Source organism: Flavobacterium sp. GW821-FHT12A05, from assembly GCF_058807735.1.
In genome coordinates this window covers 464949-478198 of the sequence record NZ_JBXAQY010000003.1, presented here as the reverse complement: position 1 = coordinate 478198, position 13250 = coordinate 464949, and the positions used below count along the sequence as shown (strand labels likewise).

At 36.2% G+C, this 13250-nt stretch carries 7 protein-coding genes; 5 read left to right on the top strand and 2 right to left on the bottom strand.

From position 1 onward, the window contains the following. Positions 1-73: 73 nt before the first annotated feature. Both AC1RRQ_RS08580 and AC1RRQ_RS08575 read right to left on the bottom strand, forming a co-directional pair. Positions 74-1444 carry a phophatidylserine decarboxylase associated domain-containing protein gene (locus tag AC1RRQ_RS08580; protein ID WP_493022606.1) on the bottom strand — a complete coding sequence of 457 codons (1371 nt, stop codon included), beginning with the start codon at positions 1442-1444 and terminating at the stop codon, positions 74-76. Positions 1445-1800: 356 nt separating this feature from the next. Further along, positions 1801-3012 carry an MFS transporter gene (locus AC1RRQ_RS08575; protein ID WP_493022605.1) on the bottom strand — a complete coding sequence of 404 codons (1212 nt, stop codon included), beginning with the start codon at positions 3010-3012 and terminating at the stop codon, positions 1801-1803. A gap of 101 nt (positions 3013-3113) precedes the next feature. Here AC1RRQ_RS08575 and AC1RRQ_RS08570 point away from each other — a divergent pair, with 101 nt between their 5' ends. The 5 genes from AC1RRQ_RS08570 (at position 3114) to AC1RRQ_RS08550 (ending at position 13208) form a co-directional block, all read left to right on the top strand. Continuing rightward, positions 3114-3932, top strand: coding sequence for an AraC family transcriptional regulator (locus AC1RRQ_RS08570; protein ID WP_493022604.1), 819 nt, complete (start codon positions 3114-3116; stop codon positions 3930-3932). 408 nt (positions 3933-4340) lie between these two features. Beyond that, positions 4341-6527, top strand: coding sequence for an alpha-L-rhamnosidase-related protein (locus AC1RRQ_RS08565; protein WP_493022603.1), 2187 nt, complete (start codon positions 4341-4343; stop codon positions 6525-6527). Between the two features lie 161 nt (positions 6528-6688). Further along, positions 6689-8365, top strand: coding sequence for a glycoside hydrolase family protein (locus AC1RRQ_RS08560; protein WP_493022602.1), 1677 nt, complete (start codon positions 6689-6691; stop codon positions 8363-8365). A 141-nt stretch (positions 8366-8506) separates the two neighbouring features. Next, the gene (locus AC1RRQ_RS08555; protein ID WP_493022601.1) at positions 8507-9631 is read left to right on the top strand and encodes a glycoside hydrolase family protein; all 1125 of its coding nucleotides are present in this window, start codon (positions 8507-8509) and stop codon (positions 9629-9631) included. 235 nt (positions 9632-9866) lie between these two features. Further along, positions 9867-13208: a glycoside hydrolase family 2 TIM barrel-domain containing protein gene (locus tag AC1RRQ_RS08550; RefSeq protein ID WP_493022600.1), complete on the top strand. Its 3342-nt coding sequence runs from the start codon at positions 9867-9869 to the stop codon at positions 13206-13208. Positions 13209-13250 lie beyond the last annotated feature (42 nt).

Genomic DNA, 13250 nt, shown 5'->3' with positions numbered 1-13250 from the left:
AAAGTAACACTTTCTAATAAAAAACACATAGCTTTTCAATAGAAAACTATGTGTTTTATTATAAAATACCTTATTAAACCACTTTTGCTATTTGTGTGTTTACACGAATATTATTAGGAGCGTCTAAACCCGGTGTTTCATAAGTACTGAAATCTAAATTAACGCCCGGTCTAAAAAGCAAACAATGCGTTGATCCTCCAAAATGAAACATTCCCAGCTCGTCGCCTTTTTTCACAATGTCACCAGCTTTTACTGTTATTTGACAGCTGGAAACCTCTGCCATGCCCACAGGTATCACACACATAAGTCCAATGGCTGGATTATCTGCTTCAATAAATATTACAGCTCTGGTGGCAACTGCAGTTAAAAAGGGTTGTGAATTATTAGGAGCACTCGAATCGGCTCCGTCTGGATTGTAGAAACCTTGGTATAGATTTTCTAAATAGTAAGAACCGTTTATTACAGCTGTTTTTACGATTTTACCGTTTACAGGACTGTGCCAGCGATGGTAACTCAAGGCACTCAAAAAAGCCTGATAAACTGTTCCTCCATCAAATTGAGGAGCCAATTCATCAAAATTCATCATGTTTTCTAATGAATATGGCTGTCCTTTTAACCAAAATTGATCTGACAATGACACATTCTTGGCAACTTGTAAAGGTGCCGACTCGCAGGCGTTTACAATAATGGAATCATCATTAGGTGCAGTAACAGGGCGTATATTTGGGCAAAATAATCTCGTAAAAAAATCATCCCAGCTTTTGAAACCATAATATACATCTGAAGGATCTGATATAAAAACATCGGAAAATGTAGCATTGGCAGGAATAGGATTTGGTTCTAGACCTAATGCTCCTTGGGCAACCTGCATCATTTCAGATTGTGCTACTTCGCTTAACCAAGCAATTACATTCTCTGTAAGATCATTTTCTATTAAAACATATCGAGAATCCTCTGTAACCAAAAATTTAGACCAGTAGCTTAATATTTTTTTTAATTGCTGATTGACTATAGCGTTTGAAAAAACATCATAACCAAAATTGGTTGCCATTGGCCAAGCCAAAAGAGCATTAATAGGAAAACCAATCATACCGGCAGGCGTTTGATTTCCGGGAGCACCAGTTTGGTAAGCTTCGGGAGCAGTTTGCATGATTCCGTTGAGTAAAACAAGGAAATCCTCAAAAGTCATAGGTTCTGGTTCCCAAAGTAAAGGGGTTCTTTGTTTTAAGAAATGGGCTTCGGCAAACATTCCCTGCACATTGGCATACAAAACAGGATCTGAATACACTAGATTTTGAAATTCGGCAATTTCAGGAATAAGCGGCGTTGGATTTTTTTTGATATTTTTTTTGATTTTTTGAATCCAATCTTCGACAATTTGTGGGTTTTGGGGTAACCAGCCTCCCAGTAATTGTTTTGCTTTGATAAAATTAGTAGTTTCCATAGTCTTTTGGGTTAAATTCATAACTAAGGTATTTCAGAAAATAATTCAAAAACATTAATTAGTTATAGAAGACTATTTTTGTGTCATGAAGCTTTCATATTGTTGACAGGAAACGGAATATTTTGTAATAAAAAACACATAGCATTTCAACAGAACGCTATGTGTTTTTTATGAATTGCCTCCAGTTTTAACTGGAGGTATATATAATAAGAATAGAAAAGGCTTTAGCCAAACTATAGATATTTTGGCTAAAGCCTTGTGAGCTTCCTAATTAATTTGTCATCCAGCTAAAGCCGGAAGCAATTAAAACTTTTAAAAAAAACTTTGCGTCTTAGCGACTTTGTGGCATAAAAAAATTACTCAACCTTCTTTTTCTTCTCTAAATTAGGCAAGAACCCAGTAATTACCCCAATCAAAGGCAGGAACGCACAAATCTTAAATACATATTCAATACTTGTAGCATCGGCAATTTTTCCTAAAATAGCAGAACCTAAACCGCCCATTCCGAAAGCAAATCCGAAGAAAAGACCCGCAACAAGTCCCACTTTTCCAGGCATTAATTCAGTTGCATAAACTAGAATCGCTGAGAAAGCCGAAGAAAGAATTAATCCGATGATTACAGACAAAGTTCCAACCCAGAACAAAGAAACATAAGGTAACATCAAAGTAAACGGAGCAACTCCAAGAATTGAAACCCAGATTACATATTTTCTGCCGTATCGATCTCCAATTGGTCCTCCAATTAAAGTTCCTGCAGCAACAGCTCCCGAGAACAAGAATAAATAGACTTGTGACTGCTGAATCGTAATGTGGAATTTATCTATAAGGAAAAAAGTATAATAACTTGTAATACTGCTCATATAGAAATATTTAGAAAAAATCAAAACCAATAAAATAATCAGCGAACCAATTACTCGGTTTTTAGACAAATGATGCGTTTCAATTTGATGAGAAGCTTTATTAGCATTTCTTTCCGATAAATGTGCCGTGTACCAAATCGCAATTTTATACAAAGCAAAAACACCAACTAATGCAATAATACAAAACCAAGCGATGTAAGATTGTCCGTGCGGAATAATGATAAAAGCAGCTAATAAAGGTCCGATAGCACTTCCGGCATTTCCTCCCAATTGAAAAATAGACTGCGCCAAACCTCTTTTTCCGCCCGAAGCCAAATGCGCCACACGTGAAGATTCAGGATGGAAAATCGAAGATCCAATTCCGATTAAACTTACTGATAACAATAAGTAAACAAAACTCGAAGCGATTGAAACAAAGAAAAGTCCAACCATGGTAAAACACATTCCCACAATCAGCGAATATGGTTTAGAATTTTTATCGGTATACATTCCCACAAACGGCTGTAAAATAGATGCTACCATTTGGTAAGTTAAAGTAATGATACCAATTTGAGTAAAATTTAAACCAAAATTGTCTTTTAAAAGCGGATAAATGGAAGGTACAACAGCCTGTAAAAGGTCATTAATTAAGTGCGAAAAACTTATGATGAATAAGATCGAGTAGGTGGTTTTTTTAACTATGTCAGGATTTGCTTTAATAGTGTCCATGAGATATATTTTGATTTTTAAATTAGGTTAAAAAACAACAGCTGTATTATTTTTTGCAAAGATTAAAAGAATACTAATGTCAGAATTGCTATATTTGGACAATGAATAACCAGATTCGGACATATCGAATGGCGCAGGAACATGGATACAGACTTGATCCATCGATTCCTGTTATTGGCTATACCGAAATGGTAACCAACGAAATGTGTATTTCGCATTCGCATCCAAGAGGTCAGCTTATCTATGCAACACGAGGCGTAATGAACGTTGTTGTGGGCAATCATATTTGGGTGGTGAATCCGTTGCAGGGTTTGTGGCTGCCGGGCGGAGTAGAGCATCAGGTTACTTTTCAGAAAGACGTTAATTACTACAGTGTTTTTATTGATCCGTCTGCAATGGAAGGATTGCCAACCAACAGTTTTTCATTTGATATTCCGATGTTTTTAAAACAATTGGTTTTTAAAATTATTTCTTTTGGAATAGAAGGAAATTTGACTCCACCACAAAAAAGAATCATTTCTGTTTTCTTGGATGAATTAGCTTTAATCGAGCCAAGCGCCACTTTCCTGCCAACAACCAATCATGAAAGATTGCAAAAAGTAGTCGAACTTTTAATGGAAGATATTGCCAGTAAAAACACAATCGAATATTATGCTGAACTTTCTTTTATGAGCACCAGAACTTTATCCCGATTATTTATCAAAGAATTGGGAATGAATTTCAGTGATTGGCGTACACGCTTAAAATTACTCGAAGCCATAAAACGTTTAGGTGAAAAACAATCCATCAAGGAAATTGCCTTCAATTTAGGTTACGAAACTACAAGTGCCTTTATCTATATGTTTAAAAAGCATTTAGGGAAAACGCCTTCTAATTATATTTTAGAAGATGAAAACGAATCTGAAAGGATGATTGCTTAGATTGTTAGCGTAAATTAGAACGCAGATAAAGCGGATTCGCTATCGCGAAGACGCTGATTTACGCGGATTTTTTTAGTTTTATCTGGAACAAGCATAATCATTGTCATTTCGACTGAAAGGAGAAATCACACTAGTAATTCTACAAAGATTGGCGACAAACGTTGCGGAATCCCGCGTGCGATTTCTCCTTTCAGTCGAAATGACAAAAAATACGTAAATATTTAGAATCCGTCTCATCCGTGTCCCATAAAATTCTAACATCATTTTTTTTAGTACTAAAAAAGTGATAAGTCATAATTTTTCCCTTAAAAATTTATCAAGAATCATAGTTTTTTATGAAATAACAGGATACTACAGGTTGTGAAATGTAAAAATAACACTTATCTTTAGTCCCAAAATAAACTAACTATGCTAAACCGCTTTTCCATTCTTAAGACTTTACTTCTTTTTGTTGCTCTTTTCTGTTGTTCGCTGTCATCAGCGCAGGAAAAATCAAAAGAAGCGACATGGATCTGGTATCCAGGCGATTTCGAAGTTTGGTTAAGCAATAAAATGCAGGTAAGACGTACAGAACGCGAAGCCGTATTTCCTCCGCTTTGGCAATATTATAGTCCTTATGCCTTGGTCACTTTTCAAACAGAAGTAGATATTCCAAAACCAGATGAAGTGAAAATCTTTTCAGAAGGACCTTTTCAATTACTTTTAGATGGCGTTCAAATTTACGGACAGCCAAAATCAATCGCAGTTCCTGCCGGAAAACACAAAATTTCTTTTAAAGTTTACAATCAAGAAGTATTGCCTGCTATTTATATTAATGGTCAATATATTAAATCTGATGCTTCTTGGAAAGTAACCAACGAAGATAAACTTTGGATTGATGAAACCGGAAAAGCACAACAATCTGGTACACCTTGGGTTCCTGTTGGTTCTTGGAATTTTAATTCGCCAGAAAATAAACCTTCTGGGTTTAAATTAACAACCAAACCATTAAACGCTAAAAAAACAGAAAAAGTAGGAGCTGGTCAATTAGTAGATTTTGGCAAAGAAACTTTTGGTTATATTAAAATTCACGGTTTAAAAGGTAAAGGGAAACTAGCATTGTATTATGGAGAATCTCGTGAAGAAGCGCTGGATTCTGCCAAATGCGAAACTTTAGATCATTTATCTTTCGACGGAAAACAATCTGAAACCTATACACACGACGGATCGAAAGCTTTCCGTTATGTTCAGGTTCAAGCAGATGCAGGAGTAAAATACGATTCGATTTCAATGCTTTATGAATATTTGCCATTAGACTATCGTGGCGCATTCAAATCATCGGATGAGCAATTGAATAAAATTTGGGATGTGTCGGCTTACACGATGCATTTAACCTCTCGAGAATTTTTTATAGACGGAATCAAACGTGACCGCTGGGTTTGGTCTGGCGACGCTTATCAGAGTTATTTAATGAATTATTATTTATTCTTTGATTCGGCTTCTGTAGAAAGAACGCTGTTGGCCCTTCGCGGAAAAGATCCTGTAACGGCTCACATAAATATTATAATGGATTATTCGCTCTATTGGTTTGTGGGCGTTTACGATTACTACTTACACACGGGCGATACGAAATTCATCAAAACTTTTTATCCAAGAATGAAATCGCTTATGGATTTCTGCTTAGAAAGAAGAAACAAAAACGGATTTCTGGAACCATTAGAAGGCGACTGGGTTTTTATTGATTGGGCAGATGGATTACCAAAAAAAGGTGAAGTGAGTTTTGAACAAATGCTTTTAGCTAGAAGTTTAGAAGCGATGGCAGTAAGTGCAGAAATTGCTGGTAAAACTGAAGACCAAAAACAATATCAAAAATTAGGAGAAGATTTAAAAACGAAATTATTTGATGTGTTTTGGGATAAAAAAGAAAACGTCATGAAGCATCAGCGTATCGATGGTAAAATGCAAAAAATTGTAACGAGATACGCTAATATGTTTGGTATTTTCTTCAATTATTTTAATGAAGAACAAAAACAAAGCGTAAAAAAGAAAGTGTTGCTGAATAAAGATGTTCTTCAAATCACAACGCCATACATGCGTTTTTACGAATTAGAAGCGTTGTGTGCGATGGGCGAACAAGATTATGTTTTAAAAGAAATGAAAAACTATTGGGGCGGAATGCTGAATGAAGGAGCAACCTCTTTCTGGGAAGAATACAATCCGAATAAAAAAGGAACGGAACACTTAACGATGTACGGACGTCCGTACGGAAAGAGCCTTTGCCACGCTTGGGGTGCAAGTCCGATTTATTTATTAGGAAAATATTATTTAGGTGTAAAACCAACCGCTCCTGGTTATTCCCAATATGAAATCAAACCAAATCTTGGCGGTTTAAAATGGATGGAAGGAAAAGTGCCAACACCAAACGGAGAAGTTTCCGTGTATTGCAACACCAAAGAAATCATAGTAAAAGTAGGTGAAGGAGAAGGAAAATTGATTTTTGAAAGTGCAGCCAAACCCAAAACAAACTCGGGAACCATTACAGAATTAGCAAAAAATAAATATCAATTGATTGTAAAACCGAATGTGGAGTATAAAGTGAGTTATAAGGCATTATAAGTTATGAGTTATGAGTTATTAGTTTTTAGTTTATAACGTCCAGTTTGTCATTGCGAGGAACGAAGCAACCTCACTAATGATTGAGCAAAGTTTGATATAGCAAATGTGATTGCTTCGTTCCTCGCAATGACGCAAAAACAGAAATAAAAAATAAAAAACCAATGTTTCCAAAAAATACAAAATACAACTTCAAATTAAAAGCCATTTTCTTAATGCTATTCATTGTCTGCATCCAAGCAAAAGCACAAAACACCGCATGGAAACCAGCATCATTTGAAATTGTAAAATCCAATTACAAAACTTTCAAAACTACTCAATACGCTCATGTATTTTCAGGAAGCAAACACAATATTGTTCGTTTAGCTCCAGAATTGCAAGGTTTGACTGGAATTGAACTTCCTTTAGATAAATATAAAAACGGAACTAATGCTCCTTTACAGTTAAACTTTAATGAGCCTGTTACAGTTTTAATTGGGGTTTTTCAGGAAAATAGTTCAGAATATCTTCAGGCAAATAATTTAGAAAACGCAAAATTGGTTTTTAAAAACGGATTGACAATTACGGGATTACCTCCAATTAATGTGTATGCGCTTTCATTCCCAAAAGGGAAACAGACTATAAATCCGGGAAGTGGATTATTTGCATTATTAGGAGTTGTAAAAGACGGTGAAAAATTAAGTTATAGAAATGCAGAACTTCCTGACGGAAAACTTTGGAATCCAACTTTTATCGTTGAAGGATTTTCAGATGAGAAACCACTTTTCGAAATTATCGGTGGAGAAAACAAACCTGTTATTGACGAAGGAATGTCTGGAACAGAAGGTATTCAAGGCGGTTTTGAAGGCGGACGTGTGGTGAAAGTCGGCGATACGTATCATATGTTTCCAACCGAAAGAGCAGGAGAAAAAGGAGTAGATTACTATTATGATCGTGTAAAAACCAAAATCGGACATTGGACAAGTAAAGATGCCATTCATTGGAAAAGAGAATCTACAATCTATCAAGCAAGCGGAACTTATGCAGTAACCGAAGATGATAACCCAATGAACGATCGTCGTGCAGCAATTTGGTCGTATATGCCGGTTTTCAATGAAAAAGCAAACAAATGGTACGGCTATTATTTGGCTTATACCGTAAGTAAAGAAATAGAACCAAATCACTCTTTCGGAAGAATTTGGCGTTGCGAATCAACTGTAGACGGAATCAACGGAATCGGCGGTCCTTATAAAGATATGGGAATTATTATGGAACCCGGATTAGATTCTCAACCGTGGGAAGGACGTCAGGGTGTTGCTTCGTTTTTTCCGTATCAGGTTGGCGATAAGTGGTTCGGATTTTACAGTGGTGCTTATCCGTTTAATTCATGGGCAGATTATCCGAAGAAATCAGGAAAAGGCTGGTTTGTGGCTTTGGCCGAATCCAAAAGTTTAGAAGGCCCTTGGTTGAGAATGAACAAAGGCTTGGAGCCCATTAAAACCATGCATCCGCAGTTTGTAGAAAATCCAATCGTAAGTCAATTACCAAACGGTCTTTACATCGCGATTTTCGACGGAGGACCAGACGGTTGGGGACACCATTTACCTAACATGATTGCGTATTCGTTATCAGCAGACGGCGTTAATTGGTCAGAAGCGCATTATCTTCCAATAGAAACCAAAGTTGAGAAATGGTGGGATATTATGAGAACGCCACTTTGCTTAATTCCAGAAGGAAATGACGTTTACACAATAGTGTATAATGCAATCGATTTGAAGAGAAGATTTCATCCAACAGGAATGGTAAAAGTAAAACTGAACAAAGATGTAATGGATTCTCGTTTAAAAGAATTGAAAAAATAGCCCGCAGATTAAACGGATAAAACTGATTTGCACTATTTTTTTTTAAAATAAAATCAGCTCAATCTGCAAAATCTGCGAGAGAATAAAAATATAAAACCTGTGTAAATCAGTTTAACCCGCGTCATCAGCGTGCCATATAACATGAGAACAAAATACATTATTATTGCTTTTACAGCACTTGCTATAACCAGCTGTGCAACTAAATACAAAAAAAGAGAAATTACCGACAGCGTAATGCAGGAGATTTACGAAGAAATCAAAACGCCTTATAAATACGGTTTGGTAATGGTTCCCACAGACAACTCATACAAAATGGATTGCCCGAGTGTATTTAGAAAAGACGGAAAATGGTATATGACGTATTTAATTTACGACGGAAGAGGCTACGAAACATGGTTAGCAGAAAGCGAAAATCTTTTAGATTGGAAATATCTAGGAAAAGTAATGTCTTTCTCAGAAAATGAAAAGCATTGGGATGTCAATCAAAAAGCAGGATATATCTCTTTGCAAGACCCAACTTGGGGTGGAAGCTACGAATGGGAAAAGTACGATGACAAATACTGGATGAGCTATTTCGGCGGGGACAGCAAAGGTTATGAAGCAGGCGTTTTATCAATCGGAATGGCGTATACCAAAGAAGCACCGACAAAACCACATGAATTTCAGAGATTAGAAAATCCGGTTTTGACTCCAAAAGACAAAGACGCCAAGTGGTGGGACAATAGTACGATGTACAAAAACAGCGTAATTCGTGATAAAGATAAACTAACGGGACATAATTTTATCATGTATTACAATGCCCGTGGCGATAGTATCAATCCTGCAAAAGGCGCTGAGCGTATTGCTATGGCGGTTTCAAACGACATGAAAACTTGGAAGCGTTATGGCGATAAACCTTTAATCAATCATCATAAAGGAATTTCGGGAGATGCTTATATTCAGCGTATTAATGATATTTGGGTGATGTTTTATTTTGGAGCTTTCTGGACAGGTTGGAATCAAGGTGCATTTAACCGTTTTGCAGTTTCGAATGATTTAGTAAACTGGACCGACTGGAAAGGAGAAGATTTAGTTAAATCATCTGAACCTTACGATGATATGTTTGCACACAAATCATTTGTTGTAAAACATGATGGTGTTGTTTATCATTTTTATTGTGCTGTTAACAAAGCAGAGCAAAGAGGAATTGCCATTGCAACGTCTAAAGATTTAGGAAAAAGCAAATTGAATTTTGTGGCACCGCCTGAAAAGAAAGTGAAGAAATAAAATTTAGATATAGTCCCTACGGGACATTTTTGTAGATGTGATTTTTGGTTACCGATATTTAATCTCTACGAGATTTTTGATAGAGTTTAATATTATAATATAGATTAAATATTTATCTGTAAAACAACAAAGTTAATTTCTATAATTTACTCCGATAGGAGTTAAATATCGGTAGAAAAAATGATTGCCGAAAAATAAATTTTGTCCCGTAGGGACTACACAATTAGAAAACACAATGAACAATAATATAAAACCAATGTTTACGCCAAAATCAAAATACAAAAATCCATTTTTCAGTCTTCGATTTGCGACGTATACATTTTACATTTTACTATTCACAACTTACGCGCAGGCTCAATCTGTTACAGGAGAACCAGCGGGAATCCCAGAATTGCATAAAAAATACGAATTCGCACCGTGGGAAGACCCAACAATAACAAGCATTAATAGACAGCCATCCAGAGCAACATCGTATTCCTATACTTCGGTAGAAAACGCACTAAAAGGCGACAGAACCAAAAGCAGAATCCAGATGCTAAATGGGGATTGGAATTTTAAATATGCTGTTAATTTAAAAGAAGCATCAAAAGATTTCTATAAAAATACCGTTTCAGGCTGGGATAAAATAGAAGTGCCTTCCAACTGGGAAATGAAAGGATATGATAATCCAATTTACAAAAGTGCTGTTTATCCGTTTCGACCGATAAATCCGCCTTATATTCCTAAAGATTATAACGGAGTCGGCTCGTATCAACGCAGTTTTAGAGTTCCGGAAAACTGGAAAGATATGACCGTGACGTTACATTTCGGAGCTGTAAGTTCAGGTTTTGAGGTTTGGCTAAACGGGGAATTTTTAGGCTATGGTGAAGACAGTTTTCTGCCATCAGAGTTTGATATTACACCTTATTTAAAAGCAGGAGAAAATGTAGTTTCTGTTCGTGTAATTCGTTGGACAGATGGTTCTTATTTAGAAGATCAGGATCACTGGCGCATGAGCGGAATCCAGCGTGAAGTTTTCATTATGGCAGAGCCGAAATTGCGTATTCAGGATTTCTTTGTTCAAACCAAATTAGACAAAGAATACAAAGATGCTATTTTTAAACTGCGTCCGAAAGTTGAAAATTTAACTGGAGCAAAAATCAAGGATTATACGATGAACGTTCAATTGTACGATGCCAATAATACGGCAATGTTCAAAGAACCGCTTCAAAGACCTGTAATTGATTTGATTAATGAAAGTTATCCTCGTTTGGACAATGTTCGTTTCGGATTCTTTCAGGAAACCATCAAAAATCCAAAGAAATGGAGTTCAGAAGAACCGAATTTATACACGATGGTCATTTCCATAAAAGATAAAAACGGAAATATTACAGAAGCCAAAAGTTCTAAAATTGGTTTCCGTTCAATTGAATTTTCAAAAGAAAACGGTAAAATGCTCATCAACGGAAAAGAAACTTATGTATATGGCGTAAACCGTCACGATCATCATCCCACAAGAGGAAAAGCGGTTACGAGAGAAGATATCAAACAAGATATTACTACGATTAAAAAGTTCAATTTCAACTTTATACGTACGAGCCATTATCCAAATGATCCTTATTTCTACGAATTATGCGATCAATACGGCATTATGGTTATGGACGAAGCCAATCAGGAAACACACGGAATTGGCGGGAAATTGAGCAACGATCCGCTTTGGACAAATGCTTATATGGAACGTATGACGAGAATGGTCGAAAGAGATAAAAACCATCCATCGGTCGTGATGTGGAGTTTGGGTAATGAAGGTGGAAAAGGTCCAAATCATGCTGCAATGTCGGGCTGGGTTCACGATTTTGATATTACGCGTCCCGTACATTATGAACCAGCGCAGGGAAATGCAAAATTAGACGGATATATCGATCCGCTTGATTCAGGATATCCAAAAACAATCGATCACGCATATCGATTTGAAAACCCGCAGGATGATTCGTATGTTGATATGGTCAGCCGTTTTTATCCGGGCGTTTTCACACCAAAATTTTTAGTAGATCAAAAGAAAGATACTCGTCCGATTATTTTCGTTGAATATTCTCATGCCATGGGAAATTCAGTTGGAAATTTAAAAGAATTGTGGGATGAATTCCGTTCGCTTCCTCGAGTTATCGGAGGCTGTATTTGGGAATTTAAAGATCAGGGAATCGTGAAATTTGATTCCAGATCTGGTCAGAATTATTTTGCTCATGGAGGAGATTTTGGCGAAAAATACCACGACGGAAACTTCAATACAAAAGGAATTGTAGATTCTAATGGAAAACCAAAAGGTTCGATTTTTGAAAACAAATGGGTGTATCAGCCAGCGATTTCGACTTTAAACGGAAATCAGTTAGAAATTAAAAATCGTCAGGCGGTTAAATCTTTAGAAGGTTATATTCCGGTTTTAAAAGTGTTGGAAAACGGAAACGTAATTAAAACTCAGGTTTTAAAACCGCTTAAAGTAGAAGCTGGACAATCCACAACTTTAGATATCAGTTCTTATCTTCCAAAAATGAAAGCCGATGCCGAATATATTTTAAATATAGAATTCCAGCTTTCAAAAGATGAACTTTGGGCATCAAAAGGTTACGCTGTCGCGGAAGATCAGTTTATATTGAAAAAGAAAGAAGCCGTTTCTCCAGAATCTAAAAAAGAAACTTTAAACGTTTCTGAGTCAGATTCAGATTTCAAAATCAAAGGAAAAACTTTTGATATTACGATTGGAAAAGCAAACGGAGCTTTGAGTTCGTATGTTTTTAACGGAGAAGAACAAGTTTTTGTACCGCTCTTACCGAACTTCGTAAGACCACTTACAGACAACGACAAACGCGGATGGAAATCGCAAAAGCTGTTGAAACAATGGTACAAAGCAAAACCAAAATTGGTTAACATTTCAATTGACAAATCGACTTCTGAAATTAAAATTACAAGTAATTACGAAGTTATAAAAGACAGTGCAAGTGTAAACGTAGCATACAACATCAAACCAGATGGAGTAATAAAAGTAGATTACAGCTTGAAAGCTTCAAACAAACTGCCAAACATTCCAAAAATAGGAATGCAGATGGGAGTTCAAAGAAAATTCGATCAGATTTCTTGGTACGGAAAAGGGAAACTGGAAAATTACAGTGACAGAAGTTTCGGTTCGTTTGTTGGGAAATATTCACTTTCAATAAATGATTTTATTGAACATTACCCAAAACCTCAGGAAAACGGAAACCGATGCGATGTAAGATGGATGGCGCTAAGCACTTCACAGAAAAACAACGGATTTTTAGTAGTAAACGACACCAAAGTATTGAGCATGAGCGCATGGCCGTACACACAAGAAAATCTAAGCGCATCAGGACATACGTACGATTTGAAAGATCCAGGATTTCTAACTGTGAATATCGACTTAATCCAAATGGGAGTGGGAGGAAACGACAGCTGGACATTGGTTGCACAGCCTTTAGAACAATATCAGATTAAATCTGGAAATTACGAGTATAGTTTTTATTTGATGCCTTTCAGCGGTTCAAAAAATGAATTAGAAAATAGTTTGAAGAAGTTTAAGTATTAGATAATTACAATTAAAAATTAAATGGAATCTGCTAGATCTGCA